The sequence below is a fragment of the Micromonospora sp. NPDC047187 genome (assembly GCF_040643355.1).
GTDB classification, from domain to species: Bacteria; Actinomycetota; Actinomycetes; order Mycobacteriales; family Micromonosporaceae; genus Micromonospora; species Micromonospora salmantinae.
This window is the reverse complement of the sequence record NZ_JBEYUF010000010.1, coordinates 19,368-37,655: the sequence shown is the minus strand read 5'-3', so window position 1 is coordinate 37,655 and position 18,288 is coordinate 19,368. Positions and strand designations below refer to the sequence as shown.

At 66.9% G+C, this 18,288-nt stretch carries 18 protein-coding genes; 11 read left to right on the top strand and 7 right to left on the bottom strand.

Going from position 1 to position 18,288, the window contains the following annotated elements:
* Positions 1–204 precede the first annotated feature (204 nt).
* Positions 205–414 (bottom strand): DUF397 domain-containing protein, encoded by a 210-nt coding sequence (locus ABZ794_RS17955; protein ID WP_357516372.1) that lies wholly within the window; start codon positions 412–414, stop codon positions 205–207.
* A 404-nt stretch (positions 415–818) separates the two neighbouring features.
* On the opposite strand from ABZ794_RS17955, the gene ABZ794_RS17950 reads away from it, so the two are divergent.
* Positions 819–1,646, top strand: a complete 828-nt coding sequence (locus ABZ794_RS17950; protein WP_357516370.1) for a helix-turn-helix transcriptional regulator — start codon at positions 819–821, stop codon at positions 1,644–1,646.
* Here ABZ794_RS17950 and ABZ794_RS17945 read toward each other — a convergent pair.
* Complete coding sequence (locus ABZ794_RS17945; RefSeq protein ID WP_357516368.1) at positions 1,643–1,870, bottom strand: hypothetical protein; 228 nt, start codon at positions 1,868–1,870, stop codon at positions 1,643–1,645. The two genes, ABZ794_RS17950 and ABZ794_RS17945, sit on opposite strands and share 4 nt — an antisense overlap.
* A gap of 792 nt (positions 1,871–2,662) precedes the next feature.
* Here ABZ794_RS17945 and ABZ794_RS17940 point away from each other — a divergent pair.
* Positions 2,663–3,328 carry a DUF1524 domain-containing protein gene (locus ABZ794_RS17940; RefSeq protein ID WP_357516367.1) on the top strand — a complete coding sequence of 222 codons (666 nt, stop codon included), beginning with the start codon at positions 2,663–2,665 and terminating at the stop codon, positions 3,326–3,328.
* A 57-nt stretch (positions 3,329–3,385) separates the two neighbouring features.
* On the opposite strand, the gene ABZ794_RS17935 is transcribed toward ABZ794_RS17940, so the two are convergent.
* On the bottom strand, positions 3,386–3,586 hold the full coding sequence (locus tag ABZ794_RS17935; RefSeq protein WP_357516365.1) for a hypothetical protein: 201 nt from the start codon (positions 3,584–3,586) through the stop codon (positions 3,386–3,388).
* Positions 3,587–3,935: 349 nt separating this feature from the next.
* Between ABZ794_RS17935 and ABZ794_RS17930 the strand changes: the two genes are divergently transcribed.
* From ABZ794_RS17930 to ABZ794_RS17895, 8 genes are all read left to right on the top strand, one after another.
* The gene (locus ABZ794_RS17930; protein WP_357516364.1) at positions 3,936–4,640 is read left to right on the top strand and encodes a hypothetical protein; all 705 of its coding nucleotides are present in this window, start codon (positions 3,936–3,938) and stop codon (positions 4,638–4,640) included.
* A 287-nt stretch (positions 4,641–4,927) separates the two neighbouring features.
* Complete coding sequence (locus ABZ794_RS17925; RefSeq protein WP_357516362.1) at positions 4,928–5,518, top strand: hypothetical protein; 591 nt, start codon at positions 4,928–4,930, stop codon at positions 5,516–5,518.
* A gap of 407 nt (positions 5,519–5,925) precedes the next feature.
* Positions 5,926–6,330 carry an HNH endonuclease gene (locus ABZ794_RS17920; RefSeq protein ID WP_357516360.1) on the top strand — a complete coding sequence of 135 codons (405 nt, stop codon included), beginning with the start codon at positions 5,926–5,928 and terminating at the stop codon, positions 6,328–6,330.
* A 144-nt stretch (positions 6,331–6,474) separates the two neighbouring features.
* Positions 6,475–7,350 carry an IS5 family transposase gene (locus ABZ794_RS17915; protein ID WP_357516625.1) on the top strand — a complete coding sequence of 292 codons (876 nt, stop codon included), beginning with the start codon at positions 6,475–6,477 and terminating at the stop codon, positions 7,348–7,350.
* A gap of 430 nt (positions 7,351–7,780) precedes the next feature.
* Entirely contained in the window at positions 7,781–8,845 is a 1,065-nt protein-coding gene (locus ABZ794_RS17910) for a transposase (RefSeq protein WP_357516358.1), read from the top strand.
* A 690-nt stretch (positions 8,846–9,535) separates the two neighbouring features.
* Positions 9,536–11,653, top strand: coding sequence for an N-6 DNA methylase (locus ABZ794_RS17905; protein WP_357516356.1), 2,118 nt, complete (start codon positions 9,536–9,538; stop codon positions 11,651–11,653).
* A complete protein-coding gene (locus tag ABZ794_RS17900) occupies positions 11,650–11,835 on the top strand; it encodes a hypothetical protein (protein WP_204944840.1) in 186 nt (61 codons plus the stop codon). The genes ABZ794_RS17905 and ABZ794_RS17900 overlap by 4 nt, the downstream gene beginning before the upstream one ends.
* Positions 11,836–12,157: 322 nt before the next feature.
* The gene (locus tag ABZ794_RS17895) at positions 12,158–12,349 is read left to right on the top strand and encodes a hypothetical protein (protein WP_357516354.1); all 192 of its coding nucleotides are present in this window, start codon (positions 12,158–12,160) and stop codon (positions 12,347–12,349) included.
* Between the two features lie 346 nt (positions 12,350–12,695).
* Here ABZ794_RS17895 and ABZ794_RS17890 read toward each other — a convergent pair whose 3' ends face one another.
* From ABZ794_RS17890 to haaT, 4 genes are read right to left on the bottom strand one after another with little or no spacing between them, the layout of a single operon-like run.
* On the bottom strand, positions 12,696–13,181 hold the full coding sequence (locus ABZ794_RS17890) for an N-acetyltransferase (protein WP_357516352.1): 486 nt from the start codon (positions 13,179–13,181) through the stop codon (positions 12,696–12,698).
* A gap of 12 nt (positions 13,182–13,193) precedes the next feature.
* Entirely contained in the window at positions 13,194–14,288 is a 1,095-nt protein-coding gene (locus ABZ794_RS17885; RefSeq protein ID WP_357516351.1) for an FxsB family cyclophane-forming radical SAM/SPASM peptide maturase, read from the bottom strand.
* Positions 14,289–14,307: 19 nt separating this feature from the next.
* Positions 14,308–14,448, bottom strand: coding sequence for a hypothetical protein (locus tag ABZ794_RS17880; RefSeq protein ID WP_357516350.1), 141 nt, complete (start codon positions 14,446–14,448; stop codon positions 14,308–14,310).
* A 48-nt stretch (positions 14,449–14,496) separates the two neighbouring features.
* Entirely contained in the window at positions 14,497–17,181 is a 2,685-nt protein-coding gene (haaT, locus tag ABZ794_RS17875; protein WP_357516348.1) for a cyclophane-containing RiPP biosynthesis TPR protein HaaT, read from the bottom strand.
* A gap of 467 nt (positions 17,182–17,648) precedes the next feature.
* Between haaT and ABZ794_RS17870 the strand changes: the two genes are divergently transcribed.
* Positions 17,649–18,269: a response regulator transcription factor gene (locus tag ABZ794_RS17870; protein WP_357516346.1), complete on the top strand. Its 621-nt coding sequence runs from the start codon at positions 17,649–17,651 to the stop codon at positions 18,267–18,269.
* Positions 18,270–18,288: the final 19 nt, after the last annotated feature.

The following is an 18,288-nucleotide window of genomic DNA, read 5'->3' as shown; positions in this document are numbered from 1 at the left end:
CACCAGCAGAACGAGACAGGGTGGGCGGGTGTGCCTTGGCTTCCCGGGCCTGCTACCGATACACAGTAGGTGCGGGCTGGGAAGGCAGGTGCAGCACGGTGGTGCCGCCCGAGCTCCAGCACGGCGGGTGTCGGCTTCCCGACAAATTGCCGAGGCTGAAAGGTATTCGTGGCGTCGATCGTGACGAATGCTGGCCTTAGTCGGTTACGTGTTCGGCAGTTGAAGCGTGTTGTCTCCGAGGGCGTGGAGGAATTTTCGCCAGGAATCGTTTGAGAACGAAAGAAGCGTGTGGGCGGCGGCCGAGTTGCACACCTCAACCGTCGTGGGGTAACGAGATACGTCGACGCAGTGGTCATTCTGGCACCGGGAGCTGCGACGGGTCCAGATGGGGTGGGAGTTACGGTCTTCTTCCATTTTTCCGATTCTCCTGGGGTCGACGGTTTGTTATCGGCGGTTTTGACGAATGGAAGCGCAATGCTGATGACGGTTTATGCGGAACTCGCCTCTGCTTGGGTGCCGAGCCGAGCCTCGGACGCGAGGAGGGCTTTACTGACCGTCTTCGGTTGTGTCGCGCTATGTAAGTACGGTAGCAGGACCATGACCAGTTCAGCCATGAATGTCTGGCTCTTTCACCCGATTCGGCGTCCGAAGGGCTGGTCTGATAGCTTATTTCCCTCAGCGGCAAGCCGACAGCCTAAAGAGAATTGCTCTAGGCAATTTTCCTCATTCATTTTGCCTTTTGCAGTTGCCGACTGGAGGGCGTAGACGTGACGACGGGCGGGCAAGGGCCTACCACGAATCGAAGGCGCCTGCGCCTCGTGCTTCGCCAACTGCGCCTTGATCGCGGGCTCTCGCTGGAGGACGTGCGCCAAGAGATGGACTGGTCGCTGTCAAAGGTGACACGGATCGAGAACGGCTCGGTCAGCATCTCCGTCAACGACCTGCGAGCCCTGCTTGACTTTTACCAGGTGCGCGACGCTGATCACGTGCGCGACCTGCTCGATTTGGCAAGGTTGGCACGCCGGCGTCATTGGGCCGCAGAGTATCGAGACTTCGTGTCCCCGTCCTATATGGACTTCCTGGGCTACGAAGACGACTCGTGTCGCATAAGCCAATACCATCCCTTCCTCGTGCCAGGCTTGCTCCAGACGGAGCGTTACGCCCGGCTTGTGGTGACCACAGGACCGCAATATCGCGTCGACAATCGGGCGGCAGACGCCCGTGTGCAGTTGCGCATGGCACGCCAGAGTCGGGTTTTCGCGCAGTCGCGGCGATGTGAGGTGCGGATCGTCCTCGACGAACGTGCCCTCAAGTCCGTAGAGAACACCGACCTCATGCTCGAACAGGTCGAACAGGTGCTGTCCCGCCTGCCGGAGCTCGATCTCGTTGTGCTCCGCCGGGACACGGCCGCCAACTCTGTCCTTGTCGGGCCGTTCTCCCTGCACGAATTCGAGTCAGAGGTAGATCCAGACGTGGTCTACCTCGACAACCTGCCGGACGACGTCGCACTCGTCGAGGACCACGCGGTGGTCGCCGGCTATAAGAGCTCCTTCGAGGATCTCTACCGCCAGGCAGCGGCGGGCGACGCCGCCCGGCGCATACTCGAGAACATCGGCGCCTCTCTACGGGAGCAGGCACCCGCCTAGCTTTCTCGAGAGTGTCGCGGGTTGGGCACGTCAACTCGCAAACCGTCGGTACCCAGATCACCCTGGTTGAGTCGCCTCGAAACCAGCACGGTGGACACACGAATCTGCGTGACGAAGGTCGTCCGGTGCGCCGCCAACCACTCGAGCAGGACGCCCAGCAGCCCTATCAGACCAGCCACTTTCAGATCATCGACTTGCATGCCGACGAGCACCGCCACGGCCACGACGGCACTCAACGACCCACACCGGCCACGGCCGCCGACTGAGTAGGTGGGCCATCCGGCCGAACCGGCTCCGTCCGTCTGAACGACGGTCACGACCTGTGCCGAAGGCGCGAGGTCCACAACCGGCTCGTGACCCGTCGCTACTTCCTGTGAACGCACCATGAGTGCGCTCCTCCTATGTCTGTAAGGGGTTAGCAAGACGCGGTATGCACTTGCCGTCCGCAACTCCCAATCTGCCCTGGGCGATCGGACGTATGCAATTTACGCGGATGGGGCCGGGGAAGGGCTGCGACACGCGGAGTGTTGCTCCCGTTGCTGCTGGTGATCATGTGGCGCTCTCAGGCCTCTGCTGGCCTGCGGTCGCGTAAGTCCTCTCCCGCACCTCACCGCCGGTGCCCATCAGCCTGCTGGTAGCCCTCACTTAAACCGTGAGATGAGCAGGTCGACCGATGCCGCTGTCGAACATGCGAGCGCCCGTTGCCGGGGAGCCGCCGGGCAGCGGGCGCTCGTGCTGCCGACGCCCCGCACAAGATCCCAGCCAAGTAGGAGTGGTGTCCCCGCAGCTGTCTCGAAGCTCCACGAACGTCTAATCGCCGGTTGCGTCGAGACCTTGAACAGCAGGCGAGCTCCGGCACGAGCCTGCCGGCAAAGGGTGTTGATGGCCGCTTCAACGGGGCGGGGTCTCGGCTCGGAGGCCCCCCGTGGCCGGCTCGCCGCCACTTCACAAGCGAGACCATTGATGGACATGATGGTCGGGGACGGTTGCCATCCACCAACGTCGAGGAGGCCGCCATGCCGATGGCCCAATCCCCTGCTTATTTCCCGCGTGCCGTGCGCTACGTCGCCGCGACCGTCCTCGCTGCCACCGGCCCGGTCGGCGTAAGCGCGCAGCCGGCGTCGGCCACACCTCCCGGGATCCCGTCGAAGTCGACCGCGCAGTCGCAGCTCAACGCCCTGACCGTGGCAGCGCAGGGCTCGACCAGCGGCTACTCGCGGGACCTGTTCCCGCACTGGATCACGATCAGCGGGAGCTGCAACACCCGCGAGCAGGTCCTCAAGCGCGACGGCACCTCCGTCGTCGTGGACAGTTCCTGCGCGGCCACCTCCGGCCGCTGGTACAGCCCGTACGACGGCGCGACCTGGACGGCGGCCTCCGACGTCGACATCGACCACGTGGTGCCCCTGGCCGAGGCGCGGCGCTCCGGTGCGAGTTCGTGGACGACCAGCCGTCGGCAGAGCTTCGCCAACGACCTGAGCCGGCCACAGTTGATCGCGGTGACGGACAACGTCAACCAGTCCAAGGGCGACCAGGACGCGTCCACCTGGCAACCGCCGCTGTCGTCGTACCGGTGCACCTACAGCAAGATGTGGATCACCGCTAAATACAACTGGAGCCTCACCCTGCAGACTTCGGAGAAATCCGCCCTGCAGAGCATGCTCAACACCTGCAGCGCCTGACCACGATCCCGGCCTGCGGTCCGTGCCACCCCGGGGCGCCGGACCGCAAGCCGGGCCCTACGCCTGCTGCGGCGGTCTGTCGGGCTGCTTGCGCCACCGGCCGCCCGCGTCGGCAGCGAGCAGGCGCTTGACCATGGCGAAGGCCTCGTCCTCGGTGTCGAACTCCCACCGCAGCAACCGGCCGGTCTCGCTATCGCCGGCACGAGCGGTGACCTTCCACCTGACCTCCCGGGTCAACGACACATCCCGGCTGGTCACAGCCTTGATCAACATCCTCGCCCGGTCGCCCCTGCCGGCGGCCTCGCCTGGTCGCCCTGGTCGCCCTGCCAGGGGTAGGGGAGGGAGGCCCGTACGGGTAGCGCGCGGCGGGCCCGGGGCGTACTGGGTGTCGCGATCCGTCCGGTTTGGAAAACTTCGGCGACCTTCGCGGGGCGCGCCGTCTGCGGCGCCCCTCCGGCCCGCTGAGCTGCACACTGGCGGCCATTTGCGGGCCGACCCAAGGGGCGGGGGGGGATAGCGGCGCATCTGGCGCCGGCAGGCCACCATGGAGAGTCGCTGCTGGAGTGGGGAGAAGGCGGTGAGTCGAGAGAGACCGCGCGGCCGAGTCATGCCCGGTCGGCGCCGGCGCGAGCCGAGCGCGCCGAGTGGCCCGAGCGCGCCGAGTGGCCCGAGCGCGCCGAGTGGCCCGAGCGCGCCGAGCGCGCCGAGCGAGCACCCAAAGCTGACCGACTGGGTCCAAGCGCTGTCGGGTCTGATCGCCGTCCTCTTCGCCATCCCGGCGCTTGGGGTCGCGCTGTTGACCTACCGCGACCAACAGGAGATCAACCGGTCGCAGCTGCAGCTGGCGCAGCTGGAGCACGAGCGAGAGGCGAGGCGGTTCGCTTCCCGGGTGTGGGTCTGGTGGTCGGATGAGCCGTCCAAGGACGGTCGGGTGCAGTTCAAGCTGCAGAACGCGTCGGCGGCGCAGATCAACCCGGTCTACGTCGAGGTCACCTACGAGGAGTTCGTTGACAAGGCCAAGACGCTCGTAAACGGGAACCTGGAGCAGTACCAGTTCGACATCTACCCCAGCGTGCCGCCATGCTCGACCTTGACGTTCGCCCTGCCGCCGCCGAAGTCGGGTGGCCGGATCCTTGAGGCCGACGTTCGGTTTCCTCCCAGCCTGGCCTACTTCGACGGCGAAGGCCTCTGGGTGACGGGAGCTGGGGTGCACCGGATGAACGAGAAGGACGATCCCCCGCTTCAGACCTTTACCGAGGATGCGGTCGAGGTGCCGGGGACGCGTGAGATGAGCTCCGAATGCGGCAGCTGACGCCGGCGCTGTGGCCCGAACGGTGCGTGCGACACACTCGGGGGCGGACGCGGCGCTGATCGCTGCGGGCCAGGATGAAGGGTCCGGGGCTGGAGTGGGGGAGGGGCGCAGTGCCATGAGGAGGACCGCGCAGGCGCGTGGTGCCGATGCGCCGCCGGCGCGCGGCGCCGGGCCACCAGCCGAAGGTGACCGACTGGATCCAGGCCAGCCTCCGCGGTCGTCGCGATGGTGGTGGCCGCACCCGCGGTGTGGGTGGCGGCCAAGGCGCGTACGAGGATCAGGTCCGGGTGAGCGAGGCGCAGCTGGAGTCCGCGCGTCTCGAGCGGCAGCGGTACGACGAGCGGTACGCAGCGCGGGTGTCGTTCTGGCACGACCCGCAACCGCTCAGCCCTGATCCCAGCTTCCCTCGGTTCAAGATTCAGAACCGATCGCCGGTGCCGGTCATGCGCGTTCACTTCCTCATGAGCGGAGACGGGCGGCTCGAAGGTCGCCGCGGTGCGCACCCACCTGGAGACCCGCGAGTTCCTGGCTCGGCCGCGATGACTCTCGTCTACCAGTGGGACTCCGGCCGCTACTTCGAGCTGCCCGCCGAGCAGCGGCAGGCGGTCGACGCGTTCGTCCGGGCGCACGGCATCCACCCGAACACGGTGCTCGTCGGCAACGCCCTGAGAGTGCGCCAGGAATCCGATGGCCGGGCCCGGCTGCACACCTGGCGCGCGGTGCGCGACGACAACGGCCGGGCGCAGGTCTGCCCGCACTGCCCGGCCTGCCTGAAGCAGGAGGAGATCGAGGTCGACCTGGCCGTCCCGGTGCTCGACCTGCCCGGCGCGTACCTCCTGCCGGAGTCCGGCGTGCCGGTCGCGGTGCGTGAGCCCTGAACGCAGTTGGCACCAACGGTCGGCAGTTTGTCGGATCCGACTGAGACAGTGATGGCCCCTTGCGACTGCACCCCGCAGGGCCTCGCCAACACCCCGTCGCGCCAAGGATTTGCCGACTCATGACCGCAAGTACGCCCAGGCTCTGCCTAAATTGCGACGAGCCGATTCCGGCGGGAAGTCCAGCGCGCAAGAAGTTCTGCACCGCGACCTGCCGCAACGTGTTCAACAACAGCGTCGCGAAGTCACGGCCGGTGGCGCCCGACGAGCACGGCAGGCGAGTCGGGTACGCGCGCGGGTGTCGCTGCGAAGCGTGCAAAACGTTCAACGCGAGCGAGTCGAGGAAGTACCGGGCCTTGGCGCCGAAGCCGGAGCCCAAGCCTCGGAGGTGCTCGCCGCGCGGGACCCGCATGGAGCATGGGACGCCGGGCAGGTACAAGTACGGCTGCCGCTGCGAGCCATGCAAGAAGGCGATCACTCGCGAGAACAACGAGTGGCGCCTGAAGAACCCCGACAAGTTCCGCGCCAACCAGGAGCGGTACCGCCGGCGCAACCCGGTCGCACGGAAGAACGCTCACGTGAACCGGGTTGAGGCTCCGTTCGACGACGAGGCGCTGGCCTACTGGGAGATCATCCGCCACGACCCCTGCGTGTACTGCGGCGAACCGGCCGACACCGTCGACCACATCGACCCTGTCTCCCGAAGCCGCCGCAGCGACTGGATGAACCTGGCACCGGCTTGTAAGCCGTGCAACTCCAGCAAGGGGACCAAGTCCCTACTCGACTTCCTTGCCTACAAGGAGCTAACGGTCTAAGAGCCTGGTAAATAAGGGTTTCAGGCCATCGCTGGGCGTAACGAAGATCGACTACGGCGGTGGTGCCGGCGTGGTGGCGTGACATGAGGAAGGGCCTCCGGTACGAGCAAAGGCGACTAAACCAGCACGACCGAAGGCCCAACCCTGTCTGTATACCTTGTCGCCGGTGTCGCCGCATCCACCACCCTGGCCACCCTTGATGCTCACCTGCCCACCGCCCGGCCACGGCACTACCTGTCCGATACCAGCGACGCCGAATGGGCGATCCTCGCCCCGCACGTCCCGGCCGGGACCGGACGCGGCCGGCCGATCATCTACCCCCGCCGCGACATCGTGGACGCGATCCGCTACCTCGACCGCACCGGCTGCCAGTGGGACGCGTTACCGGCCGACTTCCCCCATCACAAGCTGGTCTACCACTACTTCAAGACCTGGACCGCCGACGGAACGTTGAACCGCATGCACAACAGCCTGCGTGAACAGGTCCGCCAGCAGGTCGAGGCCCGTGACCGCCAGCCGTCGACCGCGCTGGTCGACTCCCAGTCGGTACGCGGCGCGGAGACCGTCGGGCGGGCCAGCCGCGGCTACGACGCCGGGAAGAAGGTCAACGGCCGCAAACGGCACATCGCCGTGGACACCTGCGGTCTGCTCCTCGCCATCCTCATCACCGGCGCCAACATGCAGGACCGCGACGGCGCCCGACCCCTGCTCTGGGCACTACACGCCTGCTTCCCCGGCATCCGTCTCGTCTGGGCCGACAGCGGCTACGCCGGCAAGCTCGTCAACTGGGCCACCACCCACCTCACCCTGACCATGCGGATCGTCGCGAAACTCGCCGGGCAGACCACGTTCGTCGTCCTACATCGCAGGTGGGCGGTCGAACGCACCTTCTCCTGGATCAACCGGTGCCGACGCACCGTCCGTGACTACGAACGGCTACCCGACCACCACGCCGCGATGGTCCAATGGGCCATGATCATCATCATGACCCGCCGCCTCGCCCGACACACAACCGCCTGAAACCCTTATTTACCAGGCTCTTAGACATGGAGGCGAGGTCGCGCCCGCGCTTCAAGTCCCACGGAAACTCACGGCGCAGCATCGTCTGGTAATGGTCCCGCATCGCCGCGCGTCTCCTGCAGTCGCCTAATGCTCCAGCAGGAGATCCGGGACTGTGGATATAACGGCACCTCTCTGTGTCAATGCGTTGGCAACAGAGAGGTCTCCAACTTGTTGAATTGGCAGCGGAGGTCAGGGTCTGCAGCCATGATCTTCGAGGTTGTGGTCGGGGTCGCTCGGGAAACACCTGCCGCCCACGGGCTGGCCCTCGAACGGCCTGCGCCCCGGCCACGACCGCCGGCGAGAGTGGCTCGAGAGAGGTCTGTTTAGCCCGAAGTTGGTCTGCCCTCCTCGCCGGATCCCCCTTCCCCCGGCCCCCGAGGAGACCTCCGTGCCCCCCGCCCCGCCTTCAGCACCAGCTCCGGTCATCATCGCGGTTGATCCCCACAAGGCGTCCTGGACCGCCGTCGCGGTCGACAACCGACTCCAGCCCTTGGCCGCGATCCGCGTCGAGGTCAACCGCGACGGCTATCGGCAGCTGCGTCGCTTCGCCAGCCGCTGGTCACACGCCTCCTGGGCAATCGAAGGCACCACCAGCCTCGGCGCCACGCTGACCGCCAAACTAGCTACCGACCACATCGACGTGGTCGATGTACCCGCGAAGCTTGCCCGTCGCGTCCGGATGCTCTCGACCGGACACGGCCGCAAAACCGACCAGGCTCCAGGACGCTGTCCCAGAGGATGCCCCCGGCGGCGGGGATGGCGTGCTGCCCGGGAGGTGTGGGAGCGCGACGCGCGCTCAGGTCGCCGTCAGCACGGCGGAACTCGCGCGCACGGCGGTACGCCCAACCTGCGGGGGATCGCCCCGGACGGCCCGGCCGCACTGCCGCCGGGTGGCCGTGCACCGGTCGACGGCTTCGATGCCGCCGTTAGGCAGGAGGCGATGAAGCTAGCCGAGTACGTCCGGCCGGAGGCCCTCGACGAGTCGCAGCGCCAATGGCGCGCCACAGGGAAACTCCCCGCTGGCGAACCGGTGCAGCTGCTTCGCGACCTCGCCGCAGAGATGAACCAGGCGGTCAGGGCTGGCGACGCCGAAGGGCGGCCGGTCGAGGCGATCCGCCTCGCGCAGAGCCACGTGGAGGAGGCCTTGGCCCGCGACTTGCAGGGCCGAGCGGCTGCCGAGCGCGGCGAAGGAGTCCGCGACGGCGGGACAATCGACGATCCCCGTACCTCGGCTAACGAGCACGCAGCCGGGCAGTCGGCAGGCATGCTTCACGACGACAATGCCGATCACAGCGTCGTCTCTGCGGCTGCCGTCCACTACGCTGACACGCTCGCGACGCCGGCTTGGGTGCAGGCCTTCCCAAAGCTTCGCGTAGCCCAGGTCAGCTCCGTAGTCGCCGGGAAGCAACCCGCGGCAGCGGTCACCGCGGTGCCGATGCGGGGCAGGACATGATGACGGCCACCACGTCGCAACGGACCCGCACTGACGTGGCTACCCAACTCGACGAGCTCGCTGCTGACGTGGGGAGACTGGCGGCGTAAGTTGCGTCCCTGCGGCAGACCCGTGCCGAACGCGCCCACGGTGGGGACGGGGATGATCAGCCGCCGCTGTACTCGACGGTTGAGCAGTGGGTGGCGCCACGACGAAGCGGTCACACGGCTGACAGCCCTGTAGTACGGCTGGGAACAAGCCCGCCTCCAGATGACCGGCATGCTGCCCTGGCTGCGGGAGCTCGACCACGAGTTGCCCATCCTGCACGGCGACGACGGACCTCTCCGCAACTGCGACGTGGGCAGCGACCTCGGAGAGGCGTGACACCACTCGTCGTCGGAGGTGCCGACTCAGCCCGCGCCTGAGGATTGGTGGAGTTGGTAGGACTGACGCTCCATCGGGTGCTGCAGCGGCGGGAGCGAGAGCAGCGCTGGCGGGACGGCAGTAAAGCCGTCCCGCCGGTTCGTGCTGACTGCCGAAACTGCGGCAATTCGTCGGAGCTGGCCGACCGGGATCCTCCCGGATGGCCTGACTAGGATCACTGTCGATAGGTCCAAGATGCCCGATACCTGACCCTTATTTGTTAACAGATCCCGGCGCACCGTCGAGTGCACACTGGACGCCCTCCAGGTTGGGCTTTAGCTTCGCCTCGTGAACGATTTTGCGAGAACGGTTTCTCAGGCAGACGTGGCCAGGCTCGCGGGAGTCACGAGGGCTGCCGTCACCCAATGGCGCGGGCACGACGACTTCCCGCCGCCGGTGAGCGGTAGCGGCGACCGGCTCCATCTTGGCGAGGTGATCGGTTGGCTCGACGGGCGGCGCATTCCCGCAAACCGCCAGGTGCCGGGCGAGAGTGTCGGGGCCACCTATGGTGATCGGGTCAGGCAACGCCTACGTCCCGCCCCGCGCGCCGACATAGACCCGATCCCCCAATCGCTGCGCGCATTGGCTTCCGACGTCTGCGGTGACGCGCCCCGGACCGATTTCCTTTACCTGCTGCTCTGCCTGGCGTTCCTACGCCTGAATGACCAGGATCGCTGGATGCAGGTGACCCGGCATCTCCCCGCTGCCGGTGATGCGGGAACGGCCCGGAAGCTGCTGCGGTTCGTGGTGGCGACAGTCGACGCGTCCCTCGGTCACCCGGACCTGCTCAGCAGCTCGGATGCCCCGCCGACGCGGCTACGGCCCCGCACCTTCGAGCCGGTGCGCAAGGTGGTCGTGCTTAGCGCCAACCTCGGTCCTGGCGCATACCACCAGCTTCTAGCCGAATATGTGCGGGAGACGCGCGGTCGCGACGGCGTCATATCTACGCCGACAAGCGTCGCCCGCGCCATGGTCGCCCTGCTGACCGGCCGCACCGTGCGGGGCGAAGTGGCCGTCTACGACCCCTTCGCTCGCTTCGGAGAGCTGTTGGCCGAGTTCACGCGGACCTCCGCAGGCGAGGCTGTCGTACAGGTGTATGCCGAGCACCCACACCCGGCCGACCTGCGCCTTGCTGGCATGTCGCTGGCGGCGACGGGTGCGACCCCCGAACTGGCCGTGACGTCCTCGCCGCCACCGGGTGGGGCGAACGTCCTGCTGACCAACCCGCCGTTCGACAAGAAGGAACAGCCCACCTGGTTGCGACGATGCATCGCCGCACTCGCCGACGACGGTCGTGCCGCTGTGCTCATGCCCTACGGCGCCGGGTACGCCGCTGGTGCCCGGGCGTACGACACCCGCCGTGAACTCGTCGAACAGGGTGCTGTGCACGCTGTTGTGGCGTTACCGGCGCGGATGTTTCCAGGGAGCTCGATCGGCGTCTGCGTCTGGCTGCTGGGAAAGCCGATAGGCCGCGCCGCGCCGGTACATATGGTGGACGCGCGCCATCTAGGCCGACCGTCCGGCCCCCAGGCGAAGGGCGTGTACGTCCTTGACCCGGCGGACATCGCGACGATAGCGGCGACGCTCACGGCGGCCGAGCCACAATCCGGCTTCAGCGTCGTGGTCGCGCCGGACGAGGTCCGGGCCCACGGGTACTCGCTGAACCCGCCGGAATACCAGGACCGCACGCTCGCCCGAGCCTCCGCGGATGCCGCGCGCGCGGAGCTGGACGCGCTGACCGCCGTTCTCGACCTGCCCCCCTACACGACGGGCACCGATGAAGGTTGGCCCGAGCATCGTCTGCGCGACCTCTGCGAGATCCGCAGCGGCGTGCCGCCACGCCCGATCAAACGGGCGATGTCCCAGGCGCACACCGCACGGGAGGCAGTGCCCGTCGTCCACCCGCGGCATTTGCGGGACGGCCTCATCGCGGCGGGCGACGCACCGGACGCAGACCTCGACACCGTTGAGCAGCAGCACCGGCTACAGACCGGCGACGTGCTCTACGTCCGGACAGGAGCTATGGGACAGACGGCAATCGTGCGCCCCAGCGAATCCGGCTGGCTGCCACACACCAACCTGCTCCGACTGCGCGTTACCAAACCGGCCAAGCTGGATCCCGCCTACCTGTTGGCGTACCTATCGCAGACGGCCGTGCAGGCCCGCATCCGCGACCGATCAGTCCGGTCGCTCACCACCTCACTGAGCACCACGACACTCGGCGACCTGGTGATGCCGCTACCTCCGGTCGCCGATCAGCGGCGGATCCTCAACGCACTTCAACTGGTCGACGACGAGATCTCCATGATCGACAAACGACTCGCCACTGCCCGTGCCACCCAGACAGCCTTCACCCGGCACCTCGCCGACGGCACCGTCGTTCTGAACGGAGTGGAACCCTCTTGAGCAGCTCCAGCAGCACCCACCTGTGGATCCTCGTGGTGGGCCTTTCCTCACTCGTCGTAGCGCTCATCACCGCGATGCTCAAGACAAGCACCGGCTCCTCAGCGGCCGAGGCCACCATGGCCGCCGGAGCTGCTTTCGCGACCGCATTCGGTTTAGGTCTTGGCATCCTCGGGACGCTGTGAGGCAAGACCTGGCAGGACGTCCAGGCCACCTGCGACGGACCGTGACACTCGGTCGGCGGCAAATGAGTTACCCGACTCGGTGCGTAACTGATGCTTCATCCGTGCATTAGCCCATATCGCTATTTTGTGGGCGCTTGGCCTTCCTGGTCGTCGGTCAGCACCCCGGACAGTAGGGATAGGCCATGACCGACGAGATCCACCGCCAGCCGCTGGCCCGCGCGGTCCTGACGACACTCGCCAGGAGCCGCGGTGGCAACGACCCGCTGGGTTCCCTGGCCCGCACGTCCTCAGCGGCGAGGCTTACCTGCGCAGCGCAGCGGCGTTGTCCTGGCACGGCCAGGCGCTGGACGACGCCTTCGCGGCATCGCTGAACGAGCGCGACGCCCTCACGCGCGACGAGCGCATTGAATGGGAGCGTCAGGCGCAGCAGTTTCGTGAGGCGGGCGCAGAGCTGACCGTCGAGGCGGAGACCCTGGGCAGTCCCGCCAGCGAGGGCCGGGAGGAGCAGCGGTGAGCGCCAGCATGCGATGGCGGCTGGCCGTCCCGTTGATCGGCCTGAGCTTGCTGTTTGTAGTTCCGACCATCTACGGCACCTGGGTGTTCTGGTCCGATTTTGGCAACAAGTAACGGTCGCTCGGCGTCGTCATCTGCCTGGCCCTGCTGGCACAGCTGGCGTTGGCGGTGTCGATCGGTGTACGGCCGAGCAGGGATGTGCCCTGGTTGTGGATCGAACTGATCGCGGTCATGTTTGAGGCAGCCCGTGGTGTTGCGGCACTGCGGAGGTCGGTCTGACATCGACCGCACCGAAGCGGTCGCTGCTGATGCCGATCAGACTCCTTGCCGGAGCCTGGCATGTCGACTCAGCCGAGCGGCTCCGGAATGTCGAATCCGACGCGGTAATTCACCTTTCCCTCAAATTCCTCGAATCCGAGACCTTGATAGAAGGCGCGTGCGCCGTCGTTGTCCCGGTCGGTCATCCACTCCACTCGACTGCACCCCGGCGCGGCGGCCGCAATTGCCTGTATCTCCCGCATGAGTCGCGTTCCGGTGCCAAGCCGCCGGCCGTCCGGCCGTACGTACAGCTCCTTGATGAATAGCGAGTGCGTCGATCCGGCCGCTGGCCACAAGAAGGAGTACGCCGCCAACCCCAGCATCTCGTCGCCGCTAAGTGCGAGCACGCAGTATGCCAGGGGTGGCGTGCCGAACAGGGCGGCTTCGACCTGTGTCAGTCGTTCATTGAACGGCTGGATCGATGTGGCGCCGTAGTACCGCTCGATCTCCTCGATCATCCCGGCGACGGTCTTGGCGTCGCTGGGCTCGGCGTGGCGGACGACGAGGTGCTGCACTGTGCTTCTCCTTCAGGCCGGAAGCGTGGCTTGGACGTGCCGGATGAGGTGGGCGAGGTCCTGACAGTAGACGGACGGGTTGCGGTATCCGCGCTCAGCGCTGAGCCGATGCGGCAGATACCCACCGCCGCAGACGGACACCAGCGGGCAGCCTTGGCACTCTTCTGCGAGGGCCGCCACTCCGACCTGCCGTCGCTGGATCGCCGGGTGGTTTGCCACCTCGTCGAAGCTGTGGTAAAAGACGTCGAGGCCGAGGTTTGCGGCGCCCGGGGCTGCGGCTTTGAGCGTGTCGACGTTCTCGATCGAGCCGTCGGACTCAACCACGACGATGTCGGCCGGTGCGAGTCCGAGCGATTCGACGGAGCTTTTCGCGCCGAGGCTGAGGGCCACGATGTCTTCGAGGATGCGCACCGAGTGCGTGTAGGAGGCGGCGCCGGTCCAGGCGTCGTAGACGTCGCTTAGCCACCGGCCGTACTCCGGCTCAGCGGGATTGGTGCGTACCGGTGGGGTGTCATGCGTGGCGTGGGGCAGGTTGAAGTCGATGACCGCAGGCCCGAGTGACGCGAGATAGTCGTGAACGTCGGCGGGGTCGTTGTGGAGGTCGACGACGGCCAGGACGCCGGCAAACAGGTGGGGCCGGTTCCGGAGCAGCTCGATACCACGGACCGCCGCGTGCGACGTCGACCGACCGCGGTGGCTGACCCGGTGGCGGTCATTCGCCGCGGGCCGGCCGTCGATGCTTACGCCGACCCGGACGTTGAACCGTTCGAAGAGGTCCAACCAGTCGTCGTTGAGCAGCATGCCGTTGGTCTGCAACTCGAAGCGGACGGACGGCACCTGGTCGTGAAGGATCTGCAGGATGACACCGAGGTGGCGCGGCCCGGCGAGCAAGGGCTCGCCGCCGTGCAGAACGACGTGCACGTAGTCGAGGTCGTGGGCGGTGGCGTGCTCGGCGATTCGCCGCGCGACGGTGTGGGCCACCTCGACGCTCATCCGTACGGGCAGTTCCCGCCAGGATTGGTCTGGCCCGTTGAAGACATAGCAGTAGTCGCAGTTGATGTTGCAACGGTTGACCACCTTGAGGATGAAGGTCCGCAGTGGTGGCATGCCCGCGCTCCGCGACTGCTCAGGGCTGCGCGGGAATCGACGCCGCGTGCGCGGCTCGAACGGCCTCGGGCTTGACCTGCTCGGCCGCGATTCGGGCGCGGACCCGCTGGACCACTGTCGCCAGCACGGGCTGCACGTTTGACGTCGTCGACTGCCGCATGGTCGCCTCCTTGTTGTCTGACGGTGACGATACCGGGACGCAGTGAAGTTACGTATGCCGATCTCCGAGCCGCTCGTGGAGCATCTGGGCGGCGCTGCGGAGGTCGGCCGCTTGCTCAGGCCGCCCCCGGGCAAGTTCGCAGCGCGCGAGGCCGTCCAGCGCATGCGCCTCCTGCAGCGGCACGCCCAGTTCGCGGGCGAGGGACAGCGCGAGCTCGTATCGGTCAGTCGCCCGGTCGAGTTCACCGGCGTCGAGGTGCAACGCGCCGATGTGGTTGTGCACTTCGAGTTGACCAGTGCGGTCTCCGAGCTCGGCGTACCACGCCGCGGCGCTGTCCAGCGCGCTTCTGGCACCGACGAGGTTGCCTTCGAGACGACGCAGGACGCCCATCTCGGCCGTGGCGGCGGCTAACCCACCCCGACTCTCCAACTCGGCGTAGATGGTCACGGCCCGATCCTGGGCCTCGACCGCCGCTACCTGGTCCCCTCGGAGCCGGTGCAGCACCCCGAGGTGCCGGATGGCGTTGGCTTCGCCGAAGCGGTCTCCGAGTTCGGCGTACTTGGCCAGTGCCTGTTCGTGCGATTCGGTCGCACCGTCGAGGTCTCCCTTCAGACGGCAGGTGACGCCCAGCTCGTTGAGCGCGTACGCCTGGTGTACCGGATCGCCAATGCTGGTGTAGATCCTCAGCGCCTCGCGGGCGTGGTGCTCGGCCTCGGCGTAGTCGCCGGTCAGGGAGCGGACCAGTCCGAGGTCGCGGAGTGCGTTGGCCTCGCCGTAACGATCACCGAGCTGCCGGTATATCTCCAGTGCTTGCGTCGACGCTTCGGCGGAAGAGCCGAGGTCACCGGTCATGCGCCGCACCATGCCCAGGTCGGCAAGTGCGTTTGCCTGGCCCAGCAGCTCACCGGCTTTCCGGCAGAGACTCAACGCCTCCGTCTGGGCTCGGGCAGCCTCGTCGTACGTTGCGGTCAGGTAATGCGCAATGCCGCGCTGGTTGAGCACCGACGCCTGCCCACGCAGATCGCCGAGAGCGCGGTAGATCGCGAGCGACTCGTCCAGGGTCTCCACCGCCGCCCGGTACCGGGCCATGAGGCGGGACACCACGCCGAGGTTCGCCAACGCGTCGGCCTCTGCCTTCCGGTCACCCGCGCGGCGTGCCGCCACGACCGCGGTGCGGTGCAGTTCGGCGGCCTGGTCCCACGGGCCGGCCTGGCGCAGGTACGGCGCCATCGCGGCGGCGAGTCTCACGACCAGGGCGTGCTGCTCGCGGCGCACGCACTCCTCGACGCAGGCGAGAACGTTCGCGCGCTCCGCGTCGAGCCACGCCGAGGCCGTGACCAGCGAGTCGAATCGGGCCGTGGTGGTCGTGGATCCACGGCTGATGTGGGTGTTCGCCGCGTCGATGGTCTCCAGGTAGTGTCCCGCGAGGTTCTTGATCGACATCGTCCCGTCCTGCCCGTCTTCCCCGAGGCTGCGTCCATAGTCCCTGACCAGGTCATGGAACCGGTACCGTCCGTGCCCGGTTTCATCCAGCAGGTGATCCCCGTACAGCGCCTCAAGCTCGGACCGCGCCACCTCCCGGGTGACCGACGCCAGCGCCGCCGCGGCCTCTTCGTCGACGTCGAGCCCTGGGAACCGGCTGAGTCGACGGAAGAACCGCTGACGTTCGACTGGCAGATCCTGGTACGACAGGTCGAACGCGGCTGCGACGGCGCGCTCGCCCGCCTGCATCTCCACCAGGCGGTGCTGCTCCGACAGCAGGCGATCCTTGAGATCCTCGACGGTCCAGGACGGGTGGTGCCGTAGCCTCGCGGCGAGCAGGGCAACCGCCAACGGAAGGTAGCCGCAGACAGCGACGAGCTCACCGACCGACTCCTTGCTGAGCCGGCTACGGCCGGCCAGGCGTATGAACAACGCGGTGGCGTCCGTCGCAGACAATGCGCTCATCTGCAGACTCGTCGCGTCCGGTGCGGCTAGCCGACGACGGCTGGTGACCAACACGAGGCTGCCGGCCGCGCCCGGTAGCAGCTGCTCCACCTGCGCGTACGAGGCGGCGTTGTCGAGGATGAGCAGCATCCGCCGGTCAGCGACCCGGGTGCGCCACAATGCCGCTCGCGCCTCGGTCATCGCCCACTGATCGTCGCTGTTCGGGATCTTCTGCGGGGCGACGCCGTCGGCGAGCAGCAGCGATGCGAGGGCGTCGGCGGGTCCGACCGGCCCACGTCCAGACGTATGCCCGTTGAGGTTCAGGAACAGCTGCCCGTCCGGGAACTTCGGCGCCAGCAGGTGGCCGACGTGGATGGCGAAGGCGGTCTTGCCGACGCCAGCCATGCCGTCGATGGTGCGGACAGGGATGATCAATTGATCTTTCGACGCGTCGTTCAGGATCTGCTCGATCTCGGCCCGTCGGTTAGTGAAACCGGCGACGTCGCGCGGCAACGTCCGCAAGACCGCCGCCGACCCCACCGAGGGCGTGGGCTCCCCGTCAGTTTTCTGCATGCCGGTTTGGCCGGGGTCGGTCAGGCCTGGCAGCAATGCGGCGAGGGCCACGGCAACGACCGCCAGCATCAGAAACGACTGCCACGGGTACCGCTGCACCAGCGCCAACCAGCCGGGCCACCGCTGCTGATTGGAGGCGGCGTTAGTGACCAGGCCGATCATCAGGGTCACTGCGGCAACGCCTGCAGCAACCAGTCCCGCAACGGTTACTCGGCGCAACTTCACGATCAGCACCGTAAGGCATATCGACAAGAAGCACTACGACGTGTCCTTCGCCGATGGACGTCATCGCCCCACCGAACCGACAGGATCGTGCGCCGAGGGCGTTGCGGGGGAGTGTCCATGGTCCGTGACAGATCTACGTCTTCGCCCGAGCGGGCGGCTTACCGAGCCTGCCGCTGCGTCGCGACGATGTCGTCCGGGAGGTCGGCGAGGGTGAGCCTGGGGGTTCAACGCCCGTATCACGGAGTCGGCCGGTGCTCGGAGGGCGATGACGTGCTCAACTAAGGACCGGTCGGCCTCGATTTCGTAGTAGTCGCTGGCAAACTCGACGAACCTGTCATGGATGTGCCGAGCACAATGCGGAGCATCCCCTGTGGATGGACCCGGTAGGTCGGTTGCGTCTGAAGGGGCATTTTCACCCTGGCACGATGCAGTGCGACGGGGTGGAATTGCGGCATCGGCATCTGGAGGAGGTCCGCATGATCGGGGTTGGCATCGTTGAGGACGACCCTGGCTACCAGATCGGGCTCAAGGCCATCGTGGAGACGCAAGATGACTTTCGGCTTGACGTGGTTGCACGGTCATATGAGGAGTTCATGCGGCAGCGGGTATTTGACCTTGACGTTGTGCTTCTTGATCTCGGGCTTCGTGGGGGTGGCATTGAGGGTGCAGCCGCCGTGCGCGGACTCGTCGGAGTTGGACTGAGGGTTCTTGTCGTTTCTATGGCCAGCCAGGAGGTGCCTGTCGTAGAGGCTATCCAAGCGGGGGCGCACGGCTACCTCACCAAGGAGTCCGAGCCGGATGAGATCACTCGGGCCGTACGTGCCGTTGCGGACGCCGGAACGCATTTTTCCCCGACAGTCGCCGGGTATCTGCTTCGTGACAAGCGTCAGATGACCGCCCGGGAGATCGAAGTTCTCGCGTTGCTCGCCGATGGTGAGAGGGCTGTCGACATTGCGCGGCAGCTTTGCATCTCGGTCAGCACGGTCAACGGCTACCTCGAGAACATCCGGAACAAAACTGGCTACCGCAACAAGGCGGACCTTACCCGACTTGCATTCGAGAAGGGTATTAGGCCCGGCCGCAAACCTAAGAGGTAACCGGCACGAGTGGAGGTGC

Coding starts and splice junctions, on each gene's coding strand:
- ABZ794_RS17955 (WP_357516372.1), bottom strand. CDS start 414: ATGGAAGAAGACCGTAACTCCCACCCCATCTGGACCCGTCGCAGCTCC.
- ABZ794_RS17940 (WP_357516367.1), top strand. CDS start 2,663: ATGCCGATGGCCCAATCCCCTGCTTATTTCCCGCGTGCCGTGCGCTAC.
- ABZ794_RS17930 (WP_357516364.1), top strand. CDS start 3,936: ATGCCCGGTCGGCGCCGGCGCGAGCCGAGCGCGCCGAGTGGCCCGAGC.
- ABZ794_RS17920 (WP_357516360.1), top strand. CDS start 5,926: ATGGAGCATGGGACGCCGGGCAGGTACAAGTACGGCTGCCGCTGCGAG.
- ABZ794_RS17885 (WP_357516351.1), bottom strand. CDS start 14,288: ATGCCACCACTGCGGACCTTCATCCTCAAGGTGGTCAACCGTTGCAAC.
- ABZ794_RS17880 (WP_357516350.1), bottom strand. CDS start 14,448: ATGCGGCAGTCGACGACGTCAAACGTGCAGCCCGTGCTGGCGACAGTG.
- ABZ794_RS17870 (WP_357516346.1), top strand. CDS start 17,649: ATGATCGGGGTTGGCATCGTTGAGGACGACCCTGGCTACCAGATCGGG.